Source organism: Pseudomonas sp. SGAir0191, assembly GCF_002812565.2.
Lineage (GTDB): Bacteria > Pseudomonadota > Gammaproteobacteria > Pseudomonadales > Pseudomonadaceae > Aquipseudomonas > Aquipseudomonas parafulva_B.
The window spans coordinates 2,407,432-2,427,261 of record NZ_CP025035.2; the positions used below are offsets into that span (position 1 = coordinate 2,407,432).

17 protein-coding genes are annotated in these 19,830 nt (G+C 63.3%); 3 read left to right on the forward strand and 14 right to left on the reverse strand.

All coding sequences use genetic code 11. From position 1 onward, the window contains the following. Positions 1 to 21: 21 nt before the first annotated feature. The 12 genes from CWR53_RS10755 to CWR53_RS10810 all read right to left on the reverse strand — a co-directional run bounded on the left by CWR53_RS10755 (position 22) and on the right by CWR53_RS10810 (position 12,100). Positions 22 to 1,443: an undecaprenyl-phosphate glucose phosphotransferase gene (locus CWR53_RS10755; RefSeq protein WP_058604629.1), complete on the reverse strand. Its 1,422-nt coding sequence runs from the start codon at positions 1,441 to 1,443 to the stop codon at positions 22 to 24. A 174-nt stretch (positions 1,444 to 1,617) separates the two neighbouring features. Continuing rightward, positions 1,618 to 2,376 (reverse strand): WecB/TagA/CpsF family glycosyltransferase, encoded by a 759-nt coding sequence (locus tag CWR53_RS10760; RefSeq protein ID WP_100851485.1) that lies wholly within the window; start codon positions 2,374 to 2,376, stop codon positions 1,618 to 1,620. Then, on the reverse strand, positions 2,376 to 3,563 hold the full coding sequence (locus tag CWR53_RS10765) for a glycosyltransferase family 2 protein (RefSeq protein ID WP_100851486.1): 1,188 nt from the start codon (positions 3,561 to 3,563) through the stop codon (positions 2,376 to 2,378). Before CWR53_RS10765 ends, CWR53_RS10760 begins: the two co-directional genes overlap by 1 nt. Beyond that, complete coding sequence (locus CWR53_RS10770; protein ID WP_100851487.1) at positions 3,560 to 4,762, reverse strand: glycosyltransferase; 1,203 nt, start codon at positions 4,760 to 4,762, stop codon at positions 3,560 to 3,562. The genes CWR53_RS10765 and CWR53_RS10770 overlap by 4 nt, the downstream gene beginning before the upstream one ends. A 49-nt stretch (positions 4,763 to 4,811) precedes the next feature. After that, on the reverse strand, positions 4,812 to 5,816 hold the full coding sequence (locus tag CWR53_RS10775) for a DUF535 family protein (protein ID WP_100851488.1): 1,005 nt from the start codon (positions 5,814 to 5,816) through the stop codon (positions 4,812 to 4,814). 9 nt (positions 5,817 to 5,825) lie between these two features. Then, a complete protein-coding gene (locus tag CWR53_RS10780; RefSeq protein WP_258313226.1) occupies positions 5,826 to 6,812 on the reverse strand; it encodes a glycosyltransferase family 2 protein in 987 nt (328 codons plus the stop codon). Then, on the reverse strand, positions 6,809 to 7,333 hold the full coding sequence (locus tag CWR53_RS10785; protein ID WP_058604634.1) for a serine O-acetyltransferase: 525 nt from the start codon (positions 7,331 to 7,333) through the stop codon (positions 6,809 to 6,811). Before CWR53_RS10785 ends, CWR53_RS10780 begins: the two co-directional genes overlap by 4 nt. Before the next feature lie 6 nt (positions 7,334 to 7,339). Further along, a complete protein-coding gene (locus tag CWR53_RS10790; protein ID WP_100851489.1) occupies positions 7,340 to 8,293 on the reverse strand; it encodes a glycosyltransferase family 2 protein in 954 nt (317 codons plus the stop codon). Continuing rightward, positions 8,286 to 8,903 (reverse strand): acyltransferase, encoded by a 618-nt coding sequence (locus CWR53_RS10795; protein ID WP_027916342.1) that lies wholly within the window; start codon positions 8,901 to 8,903, stop codon positions 8,286 to 8,288. The genes CWR53_RS10790 and CWR53_RS10795 overlap by 8 nt, the downstream gene beginning before the upstream one ends. Before the next feature lie 104 nt (positions 8,904 to 9,007). Next, positions 9,008 to 10,474, reverse strand: coding sequence for an FAD-dependent oxidoreductase (locus tag CWR53_RS10800; RefSeq protein ID WP_100851490.1), 1,467 nt, complete (start codon positions 10,472 to 10,474; stop codon positions 9,008 to 9,010). Further along, a complete protein-coding gene (locus CWR53_RS10805; protein WP_100852627.1) occupies positions 10,471 to 10,683 on the reverse strand; it encodes a twin-arginine translocation signal domain-containing protein in 213 nt (70 codons plus the stop codon). Before CWR53_RS10805 ends, CWR53_RS10800 begins: the two co-directional genes overlap by 4 nt. A 40-nt stretch (positions 10,684 to 10,723) precedes the next feature. Further along, positions 10,724 to 12,100, reverse strand: a complete 1,377-nt coding sequence (locus CWR53_RS10810; protein ID WP_100851491.1) for an oligosaccharide flippase family protein — start codon at positions 12,098 to 12,100, stop codon at positions 10,724 to 10,726. A 95-nt stretch (positions 12,101 to 12,195) separates the two neighbouring features. On the opposite strand from CWR53_RS10810, the gene CWR53_RS10815 reads away from it, so the two are divergent. The 3 genes from CWR53_RS10815 (at position 12,196) to galE (ending at position 17,409) form a co-directional block, all read left to right on the forward strand. Then, complete coding sequence (locus CWR53_RS10815; RefSeq protein ID WP_100851492.1) at positions 12,196 to 13,731, forward strand: O-antigen ligase; 1,536 nt, start codon at positions 12,196 to 12,198, stop codon at positions 13,729 to 13,731. Next, positions 13,728 to 16,325, forward strand: coding sequence for a cellulase family glycosylhydrolase (locus CWR53_RS10820; RefSeq protein WP_100851493.1), 2,598 nt, complete (start codon positions 13,728 to 13,730; stop codon positions 16,323 to 16,325). The genes CWR53_RS10815 and CWR53_RS10820 overlap by 4 nt, the downstream gene beginning before the upstream one ends. 106 nt (positions 16,326 to 16,431) lie before the next feature. Next, the gene (gene galE / locus CWR53_RS10825; protein ID WP_058604640.1) at positions 16,432 to 17,409 is read left to right on the forward strand and encodes a UDP-glucose 4-epimerase GalE; all 978 of its coding nucleotides are present in this window, start codon (positions 16,432 to 16,434) and stop codon (positions 17,407 to 17,409) included. A gap of 40 nt (positions 17,410 to 17,449) precedes the next feature. Here the strand turns inward: galE and CWR53_RS10830 are convergent, their stop codons facing one another. Both CWR53_RS10830 and CWR53_RS10835 read right to left on the reverse strand, forming a co-directional pair. Then, entirely contained in the window at positions 17,450 to 18,256 is an 807-nt protein-coding gene (locus CWR53_RS10830; protein WP_100851494.1) for a CpsD/CapB family tyrosine-protein kinase, read from the reverse strand. A 10-nt stretch (positions 18,257 to 18,266) separates the two neighbouring features. Continuing rightward, positions 18,267 to 19,829 (reverse strand): Wzz/FepE/Etk N-terminal domain-containing protein, encoded by a 1,563-nt coding sequence (locus CWR53_RS10835; protein ID WP_100851495.1) that lies wholly within the window; start codon positions 19,827 to 19,829, stop codon positions 18,267 to 18,269. Between the last annotated feature and the right edge of the window lies 1 nt (position 19,830).

The window sequence follows — 19,830 nt, forward strand, 5'->3', positions numbered from 1 at the left end:
CAGCCTGTCTGGCTTGGGTCGCTAGTACGCCTGCTTGCCGGTGAAGGCGTTTAGGGTGCGCACCAGGATGACGAAATCCAGCCACAGGGACCAGTTGTTGATGTATTCGATGTCGGAATCCACACGCTGGATCATCTGCTCGATGTCCTTGGTTTCACCCCTGAAACCCCGCACCTGCGCAAGGCCGGTCATGCCAGGCTTGATGTTGTGGCGTGCGAAATAGTCGACGATGTCCTGGGAGTACAAGGTGTCATGCTGTAATGCATGGGGCCTGGGGCCAACCAGTGACATCTCGCCCGTCAACACATTGAACAACTGCGGCAGCTCATCGAGGCTGGTGCGCCGGATGAAGGCGCCGACCCGGGTCAGGCGCGGGTCGTTTTTTTGTGCCTGCTTGATCTGCCCGGCTTCGGGCTGGTGAACATGCATGCTGCGAAATTTCCAGATCCGAAACGATTCCCCGGTCCAGCCCGTGCGTTCCTGGCGGAAGAACACCGGGCCGGGGCTGTCGAGCTTGATCGCCAGGGCCACGGCCAGCAACACCGGCGATGCACACAGCAGAATCAGTGCCGCCAGGACGCGATCCTCGAGGTTCTTCAGGAACAGGCTCATGCCGGTCAACGGGGTTTCAGACAGGGTCAGGACAGGAATACCGGCGATTTCGCGCACGCTGTGGTTGATCAGGCGCAGGGAGAAAATGTCGGGCACCCAGTTCACTGCGATGCACTTGTCGAGCAGTTTGAAATAGACGTCGCTGATGACTTGCGAGCCTCCCAGTGGCGTCACCAGGTAGACCGTGCGGATGCCATGCTGGGCGACGATGCCGTCCAAATCGCTGATATGCCCCAGCACTGGCAGGCGCTGCTTGCCGTGCTCGACGTCGTCGCCGTGCGGCGCGGCTTCTGCGGTCAACACGCAGCCTACCACCCGTTCTCCGAACCAGGGGTTGCTGCTGATTTTCTGATAGAGAAAATTGGCCAGGTCACCGTCGCCGATGATCAGGGCGTTCTCCAGGCGGGCGTGGGCGGTAAAGCGTTTTTGCAGTTCACGCACGGCAAAATGCAGGAACAGCTGGGCGATGTAGCCGATGACGAACAATTCCACCACCAACAGCCGTGAATAGGTTTCGCTCTGCTTGGTCAGAAAGGCCATGACCACTAGAAAGCAGAACGTTGCCGACCATGCCTTGAACAGCCGGAACGCCTTGATCGACAGCCCGACGTTTGTGCGATAGATGGCGTAGTGATCGTAGATGACCGCCAGCGCCCCGATCAGCAACAGCAACATGATGACGTAGTCGGACGTGATGTAGCCGAACTGGTCGTAGATCAGGTACCAGGCGATACCGGTCACCGCCACGCCATCCAGACCGGCTTGCACGGCGTTGCTGACGCTGCTTCTGCGCTGAAGCAAAGACCGGCTGCTTCGGGGTTCGAACACCATTTCAGACCTCATCGATGGGTGCATGGCCAGGGCCTGTAATCGCCCCTTGATACTGAAGGACAGCGTTGGCGAAGCCGGTACAGCAGCAGGCGCGCGCAGGTGTCTGTAGCGGTGATATCACTGTAGCAGCCCGTCCTTGGCTGCGCGGTGCCTTCGGGCGACCGCGCCATGTCGTCAGCCGCCAGGATGCAGCGCTCGCCCTGCCCGGGCAAACCGCCGGGCGCGTAACAGGAACAGCGGATTGCCCACCACGTAGCGAATGAACAGCCGCCGGGGCTCGCACAGCAAGCGGTACAACCACTCTGCACCCAGGCGCCTGACCCAGGCCGGTGCGCGATGGACCTTGCCGCCCATGAAGTCCAGCACGGCGCCGCCGCAAACGATCGTGCACACAAGGCCCGTGCCTTTGAGCGCAGCCGCCACGGCCTCCTGCTTGGGCATGCCCATGCCTAGCAGGATCAGATCCGGCCGATGCTCGGTCGCCAGGTGCAGGTACGTCGATACGTCGGCGAAGCCGTCATGCACCGAAACCGGCGTGACGCCATAGGTGGCAGCGCAGCACTGAACAGCCTGCCCCAGATAAGGCTGGCGGGTGCCCCAGAAGGCCACGCGGCGCCCTGCGTAGGCGTGCACCAGCCGAGGAATGAAATCCGTCCCGTTCATGTTCAACCCTGGCGCCAACCCGAGCTGACGGTACAGCATCGCCATGCCCGAGCCATCGCGCAGCAGCACATCGGCGCCCAGCAGCGCCTCCCCATAGGCGTCATCGCGAACGATCAGGTTCATGGCATGGGCATTGACGAAGCCCAGCACGGTCGGGGCTACAGGGGCAGCCAAGGCGTGCAGCAGACGCTCAGCAGCCTCGCTATCCTCGACCACCTGCAGCTGGTCGACCACCGCGTGCCACCGTGCTGGCCCTTGCTTTTCGGCCATCAATCGTCCTCCCGGCGGGAGCGCACCCACTCCACCTGGCGCTTGATCAGGAAGCCCAGGTACACAGGCACCTTGCGCAAGGCGTAGAACGGCGCATACAGCAGCACCGAGAACGGGATCACGTCGCGGCAGAATCGGGCCCAGGCCAGCAGCACGGCAAGCGCCAGTAGCAGCAACGCACTCAGGGCCATCCAGGCAGGTGTCGCCACGCCTGTCACGGCGTAGGCCACCCAGGTAAGGGCGTTGAGCCCCAGCAACATCAGGACCAGCAGGGCCAGCGGAGGCACCAGCACGTCCAGCGTCAAACCGGCCAAGGCCACGTTGCGCTGGCTGAAGGCAGCCCAGGCGCGACGGGGCGCATCGGCCAGCATCAGCCCCAGGTGCCCGTGCTCCCAACGCGTGCGCTGGCTGTTAAGGCCTTGCTCACTGGTCGGAAACTGACTGGTGACCAGCGCCTGCGGGCAGAACAACGGCGGCGTGCCCCGCTGGCAGAGGTCAAGGCCCAATTTCACGTCTTCGACCAGATGCCCGTTGGCCAGGTCCACGGCGGCCAAGTCCTGCCACGGGAACGCCATGCCCGAGCCCATGAGCTGGCAGGGCAAGCCCAACCGTGCCCAGCCACGGGGCCGGACCAGGTTCTTGACCCGCCAGGCGAACTCGGCCACCTGCACCTTGAGACCGGCACCTGCCGGCGCCTTCATCAGGTACAGCGCCTGCACCGGCCGGCCGCTCTGCGCGCAGCGAAGGGCCAATTGTTCGAGCGCCCCTTGCTCAGCACGGCAATCGGCATCGACGATGATCACCACCTGGGGCGGGTCGGCGGCCAGGTGACGCATACCGAAGTCCAGCGCATAGCCTTTACCCCGGCGCAAGGCATCCTGACGCACAACCACTTCAGCACCGCCCTCCTCGGCCCGTCGCGCTGTGTCGTCGCTGCAGTTGTCGGCCACGACCAGCAGGCGGTCACCGGCTTGCAGTTGCGGCACCAGGCTCGCGAGCGTGGCGGCGATGATGCTGGCCTCGTCATGGGCCGGGACCAGCACGGCAACCTGCGGGCGCGCCCGGGCAGCGACGGGTTGCGCACGAGCGGGAAGGTAGGCCAGCAACACCTGCCCCAGCAGCACCAGCACCGGAACCGAGACTAGGAGCGCCAGCCCCCCCAGTAAGAACGTCAATACAGTGATCATGCCGTTGCCTTGAAATACTCGGCCAGCCGGGCCGCCTCAGTGTCCACATCATGTCGCTCCAACACCCGCGCATGGCCGGCTTCGCCCATCCGCTGCAGCGCCTCGACCGGCTGCTGGAGGCAGTCAGCCATGGCTTCGGTCAATTGTTCGACGTCCCCCGCTGGCACCAGCCAGCCGTTCTCACCAGGGCGCACCAGTTCGGGGATACCTGCCACATAGGTACTCAGCACAGGACGACGCAGCGCCATGGCCTCCATCAAGACCACGGGCAACCCTTCGGCAAAGCTGGGCAGCACCAGGGCACGCGCCGCAAGCATGTGCTCGCGCACCTGCTCACTGCCGATCCAGCCGGTGATGCACACCTGTTGCTGCAAGCCATGATGGGCGATCAACCGCTCTATCTCGCCACGCATCTCGCCATCACCGGCCAGCACCAGCTCGAAGGCTATGGAACGCGCCGCCAGCCGGGACGCGGCCTCCAGCAGCAGTAACTGGCCTTTCTGCTCGCACAGGCGGCCCACGCAAACCAATCTCGGGGCCTGGGGTATCGCCACGCTGGGCACCTCATGAAACGCGCGTTCCAGACCGCAATGCACCACCTTGACCTTCGGCCAGTTGGCGTGGGCCACCCATCGATATAGCTGGCTGCGTCCGTAGGCACTGACAGCCGCTACGAACGCTGCACGGTCGACCTTCTCGCCCAGGTGCAGGAACTGCGGCTTGTCGAACTCCTCCGGTCCGTGGACGGTGAAACTGAACGGCGGCCCACCCAGTGCGTGGACGAGCATGACGACTTCAGCGGAGTTGGTGCCAAAGTGGGCATGAACGTGGGAAGCCTCGCTTTGCTGCAGCCACAGCAGTACCTGGCAGGCTTCGGCCAGGTATACCAGGTGAAACGGCCAGGCGCGGTCCGCCCTGTATCCCATGCGCAAGGCCAGGCTCAGGGTTTGGCAGAAACGCCGTGGTTGTGCCCGCAGCACGCGCCAGAGCGGTTTGAGCAAACCCGACAGCCCATGCTTTAGCACATACACCGTTTTGGCTTTCTCGCAGACATCCTCAGGGTCCTGCAACTGGGCGTCCCATCCGCGCAGGGCAATGCGCTGAACCGTAATGCCCAGGCGTTCAATCGCCAGGATTTCGCGCCGTATGAAACTGTGACTCACCTTCGGGTACTGATTGACGAAGTAAGCAATACGCATACGAATCCAGATCCAAACCCGCTTGATGACACACCACGCCCGACAAGCCTTATGTACGGCCTTCTGTCAGGGGCGGAGCGTCCACTGCCGATGCATGCCCAGCGCATGCATCCCCTTGTAGTTCTTGTAGTTCATGGTTGCCGGCAGCGCCTGCCAAAGCCTTGTGCATGCGCGTGAAAACACCGTCGAGCAAAGCCTGCCGGCGGCGGTACATGGCCCGTTTCTTGGCGGGAATGTCCGATTCGGCGCGCTGTGCAGCCACCAGGGGTAGCTCGAAAAAACCGTTGCAGGGCGTCGGCTGGCCGCCGTGCTCCTGCCAGATAGCATCGTAGTCGGCCGCCAGTTCACGGGCGGTGTCGGCGCCAAAATAGGGATGACGGTGGTGCCTGCAGCCGTCGCTGACGGCCAGTATGCGATCGACCGAGAGCGAGCGCGCCAGGCACTTGAGCGCTTCGAGCACCAGGCTGCGCGGGCGCAGTCCTTCGAAATGCTTGGTCAGATCGCGGTAGATGGCCAGGGACGTTTCACTGTCGATGCCTTTGTGGATGCCTTGCACCGCGCCGATGAAAAGCGTCAACCTGTTCCCGTCATTACACAGGGTGAAGGCCAGTGACGCGACCCGCAGGTCGCCCTGAAACAGGTTCAGGACCAACTCGCCTTCGCGCTTGAACCAGATCGGCCGGTCCAGCACTAGGCTGCAGGCCGGTGAATGGTCCCCCAAATCGCACAACACGCGGCGCTCATCGCGGCCTGTGACCAGCAGCACCGGCGCTTTAGCAGTCAACACTTCGAAATGCGAGGCCACGGCATCGAGCCGTTGGGCCACGTTCCAGCCGCTGCTGATGTAGGGCCATTGCACCATGCCCAGCGCGTCGTCCCCTACGCGCTGCCGCCATTGGGGGCCCAGTGCAGTCCTCATGCGCCCCATGAAGCGCTCGAGCGCGTGGCGATGGCTGACCATGAGCACGGCCAGCGCGCACTTGCTCTTCACGGCCCGCGGGGTGAAACCGGGTTGCAACGTCGATAGGCTGCTCACGAGGCGGACAAGCATCATGGGGTCATCTCACTTGTACTCGATCAGCGCTGATTTGCCGGGCAACAGCCGCTGGCGCCAGAATTTCAGTTGCCCCACTGCCTCTGGGAACTTGCCCATTACCAGAAACAAGGCCTGCAACCTGCGTTGCCGGGGCGCCAGGCCGCCGCGCCTGGCCAACCGCAGGACTTGCAGTGGGTACAGCAGCAAGAGCGCCAGCCCCCCTACCCCGAACACCAGGCATGCCGCCAGTGTCAGCAGCGGGATCCCCAGCCCCCAGACCCAGGCACGGCGGGACTCACGCACCCAGTGCCGCTCGGGTGCAGCACCATGCAACCAGGCGCCTTCGGCATAGGCGTAGCCGGCGCGCATGCTGCGTCGCCACCATTGGCCGAAGCGCGTCATGGCTGCATCGTGCAGGGTCATTTCGGCGTCCAGGCGCCATATTTTCCAGCCCGCGGCTCGCAAACGTACACACAGCTCCGGCTCCTCGCCGGCAATCAGCCCCGCCCGGAAGCCGCCTACGCTGGCGAATGCCCGGGCTCGCATCAATGCGTCACCGCCACAGGCCTCGGCTTGGCCAACCGGGGTGTCCCACTCCAGGTCGCACAACTGGTTGTAGACGCTGTGCTGGGCAAAGCGCTCACGCCGCCGCCCGCAAACCACCGCAACCTCGGCGTGCTGTTGCAAGAAGGCGTGGGCAGTGGGCAGCCACTGGGCGTCGATCTCGCAGTCGCCATCAACGAACTGCACCATGTCCAGACCGGGCTGCAACTGGTGCAGCCTGGCGAAGCCTTCGTTGCGCGCGCGGGCGGCAGTGAATGGGATACTCAAGTCCAGGGCCAGGACGTGTACACCCAGCTGATGCGCGAGCTGAACCGAGCCATCGGTGGAGCCGGAATCCACATACACCACCGTATCGACACGGGTCACCAGCGCGCGCAGGCACCGCGCCAGGCGCTGGCCTTCGTTGCGGCCAATCACCACGACGCCAATGCTCTCCAGGTGTGCGCTCACGGCGTCACCTGCGTCGCAGGGCTGCGCCTGGGCTTGACCACCGCCGGCACGCCCACGGCAATGCTGTTGTCCGGCACATCGACCAGCACGACGGCATTGGCGCCGATCACCACATTGTTGCCAATGCGTATATCGCCCAGAATCTTGGCGCCGGTACCAATGTCCACATTGTTACCGAACACGGGCGCCACAGGCCGATCGACCTGCTTGAGCCCCACCACCACGCCGTTGCGAATGCGACAATCGTCACCGAACCGAGCGTAGCCGCTGACGATGATGCCGCCGAAGTGATCGATGACGAAATTGCGGCCCACCAACGCCTCGCAAGGCAGTTCCACCCCGGTCAGGATCTGCACCAGTTTGAACAACACCTTGTAGACCAGCGAACAGAGCTTGCGCAGTGGCGCGGGCCTAACGCCATAGCGCCAGCGGCCGAACCGGTAGACCAGCATCACCCAGAACCCCTGGGCGCCCCAGTCGCCACCGTGGGCCCGCAGATCGGCACGAATATTCTCGAACATGGCGCGCTACCTTGTCGGCTGGGTGGCGTAGCGGGTTTTGAACAGCAATGCCCACGTGGTGCGGCTGTGCAGCCAGCAGGCCTTCAAGGCCTCCCGCCCGCGCCGCTTGATCATCGCCTTGAGCGCCAGTATCACGTCACCCAGGCTCACCAGCCCCATATGCAGAGCAAGGCCCGCGCGGCCGTGGTGCTTTCGAAAGTACAGCAGCTCGCTTTCGATCTGATACGTGGAGATCTGTCGGCTCGCGGCTTCGAGCTGGGCCACCGACTTGGAGCTCTCGCCGCCGATATGCACCACCGTGGTGTGCGGGTAGAACACCACCTTCCAGCCCGCGGCCTTGACGCGCTTGCAGTGGTCGACCTCTTCGTAATACAGAAAGAAACGGGGGTCGAACAGCCCCACCTGGTCAAGGACTTCGCGGCGCACCAGGTAGAAACATCCAGGCAGCCAATCGCATTCGCGCACCGAGCCATGGTCCCAGCTCATGTCGTCGACGCGCTGTACGCCGGGGACGAAGCGTTCGAGCCCGGTGCGGGCGAGAAACACGTTGAGCGGCGTCGGAAAATACCGGCAGCTCGGTTGCAGGCTGCCATCGCGACCTTCGAGCCGAACACCGAGCACGCCACATTCCGGATGCGCCTGCATGTAGTCCAGCGTTTTGTGCAGCGCGTCCTGGGCCATGAAAGCGTCAGTATTGAGCAGCAGGGCGTACTGGCCTTGCAGGTGCGCCAGCAACTGGTTGTTGGCACGACCAAACCCTACGTTCTTCGGGTTGCTCAGCACCACTGCCTGAGGGCAGACCTGGGTCAGGCGTGCAAGTGAGTCGTCGGCCGAGGCGTTGTCCACCACCAGGTAGCGCACCAGATGCTCGCTGTCGGCGCTGCGCAGGGCGTCGAACATGGGCTGCAGCAAACCGGCCGTGTTGAAATTGACCACCATCACATCCACCGGCTTAGCCATTGTCGCTGTCCCCGAAGAAGTACTGGCGCCGCTGGGCCATCAGCATGGGCTCCACCTGTGGGTCGAAGGCGCCCTTGCGCTGCTTGACGATGTCGATCCAGGGATAGGCTTCGCAGCGGGCTTCCACCCGTTTGATCAGCGCATCGGTGGTGCAGATGAAGGCCGCGGGGTTACCCCCGTAGACGGTGCCAGGCGGCACATCCTTGGTCACCACGGCCCCGGCGGCCACGACGGAGTCCGGGCCGATGGTCACGCGCGGCATGACGATTGCGCCGTGACCGATGAAACAGTTGTCCTTGATGTCGATGAAGCCGACCGAGTCCAGGTGCTTGCCGAAGCGGTGCTCGATCAGCAGCACGACGCCGTCATGGCCGATGAGGGTGCAATCGGACAGGCCCACGCTGTTGCCGATGCGCACCAGCGATGGATCGGTGACGTTGCAACCCTGGTTGATGTAGACGTTGGTGCCCACCGAGTGAAAACCGCCCCAGCGGGCCAGGTAGGTGCCCCATTCCAGCCCCGCAGGGTTGCACATCTTCTTGTACAAACCGCGTGCCCGCCCCGTGCGGTGGGCATACTGCATTACGGCTCTGCGTATCCATCCCATCATGCTGCCTGGCCTCGCAATCGATGCAACCTGAGTTATCCCTGGGCGCCGCCGGTCTCATTCTTGTGTGTGCTGACCGCCGCACCCCTTTTCCTAAAGCCGGTGGATCACGCCGCGGCGCTCCTCTGGGCGCTCATGCGGGCATCGAGGTGTTCGGCCAGGCGCACGGTGAATTGCAACAGTGGCATGGTCGGGTTGGAGGCACCGCCGGTGGCGAAGATGCTGCTGCCGGCTGCATACAGGTTGTCGGTGCCGAACACCTTGCAGTCGCGGTCCACCACGCCATGACGGGCGTCAGCGGCCATGCGCGTGGTGCCCATGTGGTGGGCGTGCGGCGACAGCCTGAGCGGTACCGAGGTGTCGTAAACGAAGTCGTTGAGTTTGACGAACCCCAGGTTCTGGTTGGCCCACTGGGTTGCAAGCTCGGTGCCGATGCACTTGATCGTGTGCCGGTCCTGCTCGTCGAGTACCCAGTTGACGTTGACCTTGGCCACGCCCAGCGCATCCTTCTCGTCGAGCAAGGAGATCCGGCTGTGCAGGCTTGGGAACTGTTCGATCATGGTGCTGATGATGCCATCGCCTGGGCAGCTGAAGCTGGCGACGAAGGCCACCTTGCTGGCCACGCCCATGTCACAGGCCAAGGTTTCCAAAAAGTACTTGACCTCGGCGGTACGGCCGTAGGTTTGCACATCGGCCAGCAGGGCCGCGCGCACATTGCCCTTGCCGATCTTGAAATGCTCGATGAAGGCGTCGGTGGTGTAGTACTCGCGCGGATCGGGATCAAGCCCCGACTTGAGGATGAACGTGCCCATGTCGATGTTCAGGTGCTCCATGAAACACCGGCCCACCAAGCCGTCCTTGCTGATCACCCCGGCCGCTGCCAGGGAGGTGCTGTTGAGCAGTTGCCGCGCGTTCTCGATGGCGCCTGCGGCGAGGATGAAATGCCGCGCGACCTGACGCTGGCGGTTGCCGGCGTAGTCTGACAGCAGCACCGCTGCCAGCCGACCAGAGGCGGGGTCGAATTCCAGGTCTACGCAGTTGCAATTGATGAATACGTCCAGCCCTGGGGTTTGTTCCAGGGCGGTGGCGTACTTTTGGGCAAATCGGGTTGGGGTACTGAGCAGGAAGCGGTCCGGTTCGAACTCGTCGCCGTCCAGGCCCGTGTTGATGGCATGAAAGTCCGCACCGGCGGGCAGATCGACGATGTCCATGGCGGCCGGCAGGTAGCGCGCGATTTCGGCGTACGCAATGGGCCAGCCTGGCAGGTCGCCTGGCGGTGCGATGGAAAAATCGGACGGGGTAAAGGGTCGGCAGCGGCCTGCCCAATGGTTTGAAGTACCGCCCAGGTAACGCAGCCGGGTCTGCTCGGCATACAGTTGCAGCCCACTGGAGGTGCAGGCGTACAGCTCCTGAGAGCGAGGTGCATAGTCATGGCCACCCCCCTCTGCCAGCAACACGCTCCAGCCAGCCGCCGCCAGGCGCAACCCAAGCGTGATGCCGGCCGGGCCAGCGCCGATGATGCACACGTCGTAGCTGTCGCGCAGCGTCTTGTGTTCCTGAAAATCGGTGATCATGCCGACGGGCTCTTGAAATACTGGGACGGCAATACCCAGCCATTGATGACCACGAACGCCTCGCTGGTGTCAGCGGTGTGCCGTGGCAGCGTTTGGCCGGCGACCGCCGTCATCGGACCCAGCACGGCGCCTGTCGCCCCTACCACCGCGCACCCCTTGAGAAACCCCCTGCGACCTACCTGTGACGCACACACGCTCTGCTTGCCCATGATCACCTGGCCATCCTCACAAAATTCCGACAGGTAGCGCTCAGATCCACTCGAACAAAGCGGTCAACCCAGCCCCGCACAGCGCCCCGGCCACAAGGGCCGGCAGCACTGCAAGCTCGCGCTTGAGGCTGAACATACCCAGTTTGCTGTTCACGTAAACGATTAACACCAAGGTCGGCAGCGTGTGCAGGGCAACGCCCCAGATCGCCCAGTCCACCCCACCGAAATACAGCAGTACCGGCAGCAACCCCCACAACGACACCAGGCGGATGATGTTGTCCATGGCCTGGTACTTGGTCAGCCCCAAGGCGATCCAGACCTGATGGGCCAATGTATAGCGCAATGTGAGGAAGGACAGCGAGAGAATTGCGAGCATCGGCCCTGCTTCACGGTACCGCTCGTCGTACATCCAGCCAATCAGCAGCGGGCTGGCGGTCAGAAACCCCCCGCAGATGAACAGCACCAGCAGGTCCACCAACAGCCGGAAACGGTGATAAAGGGCCACCAGACGTTCGCGATCATCAGCACGCGCTGCCTCGCTGAACGCTGGCAGCGCCACGGCGCCGACCACCTTCATGATGGCCATCTGTACCGCACCGAGGATCAACACGGCGATGGAGTACACCCCCAGCTGCGCTGCCGTCATGCTGGCACCGAACCAGATACGGTCACCATACATGGCCAGCACCCCGACCATCGAAGACAGCAGGATCCAGCGCCCGAACACGATCAGCTCGTTCAGGGCGGCGCGGTCCCAGTGCAGGCGGTTGCCAGGGCCCTCCAGCGCAGTGTGGCCCAGTACCGTCCAGACCAGGGCAGACACCAGGCCAGCGCTGACCAGCGCCCAGATGGAATGGGTCAGGTAGCCCACCACAAGCATTACCAGCAGGCCCGCGACTTGGGACGCCAGGTCGACCAGCACCACGCGCTTTTGTTGGAAGGTTCGCACTGCCACGTCTATCTTGGTCGACTGAAAACCCCAGATCACAGCAGACAGGCCGGTGATGGCCAGTACCGCCGGCAACACGGGTGCCGCATACGTCGCGTCCGCAGGCCACAACTCAGCCACCTGCGCCAGCCACGCGCCCAGGGCCAGCAGCAAGGTCAAGGCGAACAGGATGAAGCCGCGAATGATCTGCACGGTCCAGGCCGTGTTGAGGAAAACGGGGTCGTCACCCCGGTGACTCTGGATGATGTTCTGGCGCAGGCCCACATCGGAGAGCAAGTGAAGCAGTACCGAAACCGTGGTGGCGATGACCATGACCCCGAACATCTCCGGGACCAGGATACGCGCCATGATCAGGTTGCCGCCCAGGCGCATCAGTTGGGAAGCCACTTGCGAGACTAGGTTCCATGAACCCGCCCGCAAGGCCCGCGAGCGCAGGCTCGTGGTGGCTGACACCTCAATCGACGGCATGGGTTCAATCTCTGACTGAATGGCTAAAAGTCACTATAGTTTCAATTAGCCATGATGCTAGCCGTGGCCCACCGAAAGGAAGGTGTAAATAGCTGATGCCTGAACATTTTCGCGCGTTGATCGTCATCCTGTTCCTGGCCAGCGTGGTATTCGTGCTGGCTCGGCGTCCTGCCACCGACCTGATCCCGCTGCGCGATTTCAAGCGCCGGCGCAACCTGTGGTTTTTGCTGACGGTACTGGCATTCGTCTCTCACAGTTTCTGGCTATACCTGGCGGCAGGCGGGCTTATCCTGTACCTGGCCGGGCGCCGTGAGCATAACCCCATGGCGCTGTTCTACCTGCTGCTGTTCCTGATCCCACCGGCGGCGGCGCAGGTACCGGGGTTCGGCGTGGTCAACTACCTGGTCGACCTCAATCACATCCGCTTGTTGACGCTGTGCGTGCTGCTACCAGCCGCACTGAAACTGCGTCGGCAGTCGGACACGCTGCGCTTCGGCCGCACCTGGCCAGATCGCCTGCTGGCAGCGAGCCTGGTGTTGATGAGTGTGCTCTACTTGCGCGAAACCACGCCCACCGACACCCTGCGCCAGACGCTGTACCTGTATGTCGATGTGTTCCTGCCCTACTACGTGGCCAGCCGTGGGTTGCGCCAGGTCAGCGACTTCAAGGACGCCATGCTGGCCTTCGTGCTGGTCGGTTTCCTGCTGGCGTTGATCGGGGTCGCCGAGTACGTACGCCACTGGTTGCTGTACAGCGCCCTGATCGACGCCATGGGTGTACCCTGGAGCCTGTCAGGCTACCTGAGCCGCGGCGGTGCACTGCGGGCCAGCGTTACCACGGGCCAGGCCATCGTGCTGGGTTATGTGATGAGCGTGGCCATTGGCCTGTTCCTGTTCGTGCAAGGTTATCTGCGCCGTCCGTTGCACCGCTGGATGGGCGCGTTGTTGCTGGCTGCCGGTCTGTTCGCGCCGCTCTCACGCGGGCCCTGGATCGGCGCTGCGGTGATCGTGGTGGTGTTCGTGGCACTGGGCAGGGGTGCCGTGCGGCGCCTGGTCTTGCTGGCTACGGCGGGGGTGCTCGCACTGCCGCTGCTCGGGGTGATACCGGGTGGCGATAAAGTGCTGGACCTGCTGCCGTTCATTGGCAACCTTGAAAAAGAGAACATCACCTACCGCGAGCGGCTCATGGACAATGCCTGGATCGTCATTCAGCGCAATCCGTTGTTCGGCTCGTTCGATTTTCGCAACACGCCCGAAATGCAGTCGATGATCCAGGGAGAAGGCATCATCGATATCGTCAATTCCTACATCAATTTGGCCCTGCACGTCGGCTTGGTCGGGCTTGGATTGTTCGTGGCCTTTTTTGCCGTGGTGCTGCGCGGCCTCTACAAGGCTATGCGCAGCTTCGACGACAAGGATGACGAACGTCGCCAGCTTGGCCGGGTGTTGCTGGCGACATTGATCGGCATCCTGGTGATCATCTTCACCGTCAGCAGCATCACGTTCATCCCGGTGGTGTACTGGTCCATCGCCGGGTTGGCCGTGGCCTACACCAACATGGTCCGCCGGCAGCACGCGCTCGCTACGCCCGCTTACGACATCCCCTCTGCGCAACCCAGGAGCCTTTCATGACCCTGCCTGCCATGCGTGCCCTACTGTGCCTGACCGCCCTGTGCGCCCTGACCTTGCCCGCAAGCGTTCAGGCCGAGGCGTGGCAGGTCAGCATCGATGAGCAGAACGGCCTGCCGGTGGTGACACAAGGCGGCGGGCCGGTGATGAGCGCCAAGTTCGACTTCTGGGCGCAGGACTGGAGCTGGACGGGTTTCCAGACGGCCCTGAGCGTCGATGCCCCGGCACGCTATACCTTGCAAGGGCAGAACAAGGCCCTGGATTTCGAGCTCAAGGCGGCAATCACCCAGGTGCAACCGCAAACCCTGGCGTGGGACTTCGACCTTGATGCCCATAGCCGCCAGCGCGATGTGATAGGCGGCGGCATGGTGTTCCAGTTCGACCCGGCGCAGATCGCGGGGGCCATGGGTGCCCCGCAACTGCTGGCCGGTAACCGCGGGTGGTCCTGGGGCGGTGCCGAGCAGGGCCGGCGTGTAGAGATGCGTTTCGACCCACCCTTGGCCAAGGTCTACTTCGAGCGCGGCAACCCCTCGGAGCTGCGCGCCTTCTTCTACAAAGACGACATCGCCCCCGGCAAGCAACAGGTCAAGGCCGCGCTGAACGTGACCGGTGACATAGCGCTGGCGCCCACGCCAACCGAGCGATTTGGCCTGGTGGACCCAACGGCCTGGCCACTGGACCAGTTGGACTGGCGCACATCACCGGTGGACTTGTCGTTTCTCAATGCGCAGCAAAAACCTGCCGGCAAACACGGCTTCGTCAAGGCGTCCGGTGAACAGCTGGTGTTCGAGGACAACACGCCCGCGCGGTTCTGGGGCACCAACCTGTCGGCCTACGCCCTGTTCAAGAGCCCTGACGAGGAGATTGTCCAGCAGGCCAAACGCCTGTCGGCGCTGGGCTTCAACCTTGTACGGCTGCACCATCACGACTCGCCTTGGGTGAGCCCCAATGTGTTTGGTGACGGTACGCTGGTACGCAACACCCAACAGGTGGACGCCGAGTCCATGCGCAAGCTTGACCTCTGGATCAAGGCGCTGAAGGACGAGGGCATCTACATCTGGCTGGACCTGCACGTGCAACGCGCCCTGACCACCCAGGACGGTATCGATGACTTTGGCGAACTGGCCAAGGGCGAAGCGCGGGTCGACCTGAAGGGCTACGCCTACGTCAACGCCAGCATCCAGCAGGCGATGAAACGCTTTGCCACTCAGTACCTGGGCCATGTAAATCCCCTGACAGGGCTGGCTTACAAAGATGACCCCGCCATCGCGGCTATCCTGCTCACCAACGAGAACGACATCACCCAGCACTACGGCAACGCCCTGCTCCCGGACAAGGATGTGCCCCGCCACAGTCAGCGTTACATGGCCGCTGCCAAGGCGTTCGCCAGCCAGCACGACCTGCCCGCAGACCTGACCTGGCGGGCTTGGCAGCCTGGCCCCTCCAAGCTGTTTCTCAACGACCTCGAGCAGCGCTTCAATGCCGACATGATCGCGCACCTGCGCGCCTTGGGGGTAAGAGTGCCGATCGCCACCACCAGCACCTGGGGAGGCAATGGGCTCAGTGCCCTGCCCGCCCTCACGGTGGGTGATGTCATCGATGCCCACAGCTACGGTGCCAGCGGCCAGCTGGAGAAGAACCCGCTGACCAGTGATGGTTTGATCGACTGGCTGGCCGCCGCCCAGCTCGTGGGCAAGCCGTTGACGGTCAGCGAATGGAACGCCGAGCCATTCCCGTTGCCTGACCGGCACTCCCTGCCGCTGTATATCGCCGGCACCGCCAGCCACCAGGGTTGGGACGCCATGCTGCAGTACGCCTACAGTCAACAGGCGTTCAACCCCGGCTGGCGCACGGCAGACAACTGGCATGCCTACAATGATCCGGCATTGCTTGCCACCCTGCCGGCTGCGGCGCTGATGTATCGGCGCGGGGACGTTCAACCCGCCAGTACCCACTACGTATTCGCGCCCAGCACCGATACCTTGTTCAATCAGGAGATCACCCCGCGTACTTCGGCGCTGCTGCGCACGGCGGTAGGTCTGGGCCAGCTGCAGATCGCCTTGCCTGCCACGCCCGAGTTGCCCTGGCTCAAAGCTGCTGCCATCGCTGACGGAGCTACCGTGCTGCGCGATCCTGCCCAGGCGTTGCTGCCGGCAGACGCGACTGAGTCGGTGAGCGATACCGGCGAGCTCAAGCGCAACTGGCAGTCGGGCCTCTACACCATCGACACGCCGCTCACCCAAGCGGTGACGGGCTGGCTGGGCGGGCGCACGATCACGTTGGGTGATGTCCAGGTGCAGGCGAGCACGCCCTACGCCAGTGTCGCCGTGCAAAGCCTCGACGGGGTCGTGCTAGGCCAGTCGCGCAGCGTGCTGGTGTCCCTGGGCACGCGAGCGGTGCCCCAGCCTGAGCAAAACACGCGCTTTCATGTCGAGCCGCTCAAGGCCGAGCTGAGCATCAAGGCGCCTGCTGGGTTGAAACTGTTCGCCCGCGATGCCCAGGCGCAGCTCAAACCCCTGCCCGCCAGCTACCGAGATGGGCGTTATCACATCATCCTGGACGGCACCTACATGTCCAATTGGCTGTTCTTGAAATAGGGCAGATGGCCATCTACGCTCAGGGCACCTGTTAGCCGAGCATCCCGCCTGCATGTTCCAGGGACGGTTCACGGTGTCTGTCGACAGCGGCTTCGTGGAGGTGTGGATGAGGTACCTGGTGGTGGGGGGCTCGGGCTACATTGGCTCGCACATGGTCGGCTATCTGTTGGCTGCCGGGCATTCAGTGGTTGTAGCGGACCTGGTATCGCCAGGGCCGGGCATTCAGTGGGCCCGATTGGATATCGCCGATGAAGCTGCGCTCAACGTGTTGTTCGGCGTGTGCACGTTCGACGCGGTTTTTCATTTTGCCTCGTTCATCCAGGTGGGCGAATCGGTCAGCGCACCGGGCAAGTATTACCAGAACAACGTCGCCGCTACCCTGTCGCTGCTGCAGGCGATGGTCAACGCAGGTATCAAGTGCCTGATTTTCTCCTCCACGGCGGCTGTGTATGGGGATCCGCAGTACGTGCCCATCGACGAGGCCCATCCCAAGTCGCCGATCAACCCGTATGGGCTGAGCAAGTGGATGGTGGAACAGATTCTTGAGGACTTCGATCGGGCCTATGGGCTCAAGTCGGTGTGCCTGCGCTATTTCAATGCCGCAGGCGCCGACCCGGCCGGATTGCTCGGCGAGCGCCATGAGCCGGAGACACACCTGATCCCGCTCATTCTCCAGGCCGCCTCGGGCCGGCGCGAGGCAGTCACGGTGTTCGGCCGGGACTACCCCACCCCCGACGGCACGTGCATCCGCGATTACGTCCATGTGACTGATCTGGCCTGCGCCCATGCACTGGCCGTGGACTACTTGCTCGAAGGCGGTGAGCGTGCAGTGTTCAACCTGGGCAATGGCCAAGGGTTCTCGGTGCAGGAGGTCATTGATGCGGCCAGGACCGTGACGGGCCGCCCCATCACCGCGCTGGATGCACCGCGCCGCGCAGGCGACCCGCCTCGACTGGTGGCCGATGCCAGCAAGGCCATGCAGGTGCTGGGTTGGCGGCCTGTGCACGCGGAGCTGGAAGTGATCGTGGCCCACGCCTGGCAATGGGAGCGACAGTACCCGTGGCCTGCGATGTCGTGGCGTTGAGCGTCTGACAGGGGCTGCGTGGTGACGCCCCTGAACGCGCTCAGTAGTAGGGCTGCGGTTTTTCGTCGGCCTTGTTCAGGACGGTGCCAATCAGGTTCGCCGTGCCCAGATGGTGCAGGCAGTCCTCGATCTCTTTTTTGGTGTTCATGCCGTTGGCCACCACCAACAGCACGCAGTCGAACGTGGGCAGCACGGTGATCGCATCGTCGGAGCTCAGCAGCGGTGGCAAGTCGAAGATGCAGATACGCGAGGCATAGCGATTGCGCAGGTCGCTGACCAAATGGGTGACCTTGGGTGAGCACAATACTTCGGTCGACATGGGGACCGGCACCCGCGTCGGCAGTACGACGAAGCGAGGCAATGTCGGGTTCACCAGGCAATCCTGCAATGGCGCCTGGTCATCGAGAAACTCGTTCAACGAGCAGTCCATGGGTAGCCCCAGGCTTCTGCCGACGCGGGGGCGCCGCAGGTCGAAATCCACCAGCAAGGCCGTGCGGGTGGTGTAGTGGGCAATGCTCATGGCCAGGTTGATAGCCAGTACCGTCTTGCCCGCTTCGGGGGTGGGGGACGTAATGGCCAGGGTGCGCCAGCCATTTTCCTCCATGGTCCGGAGCACCTGGGTGCGCAGCAGGTCAATGGGCCCGTTCATGCTGGAGTTCTTGTTGTAGGCAACGATGCGATGACGTTCCAAGTGGTCGGCCTTGAGCGCCACCACCTTGGTATTGACGTAGTCGAACTGCCCCGGGACTTCGGCAAGCGCGGTGCCCGGTGCCGGGGTCACGGCCTGGGGCGTACCGGGAGTGACCGTGTGAAGGGTATTGCCATAAGCCGGTGTATTCCTGTCCATCACTGCTTTCCTATGCAAACCTGGAGGTGAGCTTGAGCAACAGCACATCCAGCGGCATGTAAAAGAGGTGTACCAGCCCTACCAGGATAGCCACCAGACACAACGCTGCCAGAATCAGGCCGTTGCGCCAGCGCTTGCGCCTGGCCACGTCGGCGCGGGTGTCGATGTAAGGCAGCGCCACCAGCACGCGCCTGCCCAGCAGGTTCTCAAGGGCGCCCACGCCCCGCACCCGTTGGTTGAGCATCTCCAGCAACATGACCAGCGCTCCACCACCTGCCGGCGCCAGCACCAGCCCCAGTGCCGCGATTTTCTTGCGGTTGGGCTTGACAGGCTTCTCGGGCATCAAGGGCGGTTCGAGCAGTACGAAACGCTCGGCCTTGTTTTCCTGCTCAAGGCTCTCGGTGATTTTGGCGCCCATTTCCTTGGCCCGGATCTCCTCGTATTTCTTGCGCGCGTTGTCATGGTCGCGCATCAGCGTCACCAGGCCGCGCTCAACCTGCGGCGCTTCGAGAATCTCGGCTTCGTACCCTTCCATCTTGCGGGTCAACTCGCGCTTCTGCTCGGCCAACGAGGCAATACGCACCTGTGCGGCGCTCATCTTGGCCCGTACGCGTGCCGCATCCAGGCTCACCGTCGAGGCCACGCTACCGGTCTGGCCACTGGCCTCCAGCGCCTGAATCTTGCGTTTGATCGCTGCCACGTCGGGGTGCGCTTCCTTGTAGCGGGTCAACAAGCGGGCGTATTCGGCCTTCAGGCTGGCCAGGTCCTGAGGCTGATCCGCGCCCGCTGGACGCGCGCCCTCCCCGGTCTTGGTACCAAGGCCGGCATTGGCGGCGGACAGCTCGAGCTCCAGGTAGCGCAGTTCCTCCTGGGCCGCCTTGTAGTCACGGTCTACCTCGCGGAACTCGAGCTCTGCCCGCGAAAGCATGTTCATGCGCAGCGTCTGATGCTCAGGCAACGCGTTGGCATGGGCCTGCTTGAAGTCGGCCAACTGGTTCTCCAGGCTGGCCAGCTCTGCCCCCAGCTTGTTCGCCTCCTGGGTCAGAAACTCGGTGGTCTCGTTGGCCCGCTCCGTGCGCTGCTTGAGGTTCTCATTGAGAAACAGTGTCACCAGTTCATCGGCGACTTCTTTGGCCAGCTCTGGTTGACGATGTTCGAAGGAGACGTTGAAGGCCACCGTCGCCTCGCCGCGTCCACGCACGAAAGTGGTCAACGTCTGGACCGCGATGGCGTTGCGCATCTGGTCGATCTTGTCGCTTTCGCTCAAGCGCTTGTCAGCAAACAGACCGTACTTGTCGATGATGCGCAGTAGGTTTTCCCGCGTCATCACCCGCTGGCGAATAACCTCGATGCGCTCGTCGGCAAAGCTGGTGGTGTTGGTCGACACCAGTTCGGGTGAGATCTGCTGGGACTCCACCAGGATCGTGCCGGTGGACTGGTAGATCGGTGGCACCATCAACGCCACGGCGACGGTGGCGGCCAGGATGACGGCTGCGCTGACCCCCAACACCACGGCCCGGTCCTTGATAATGGCGATGTAATCTCTGAGGGAGAGCTCGTAATCGGACTTCATG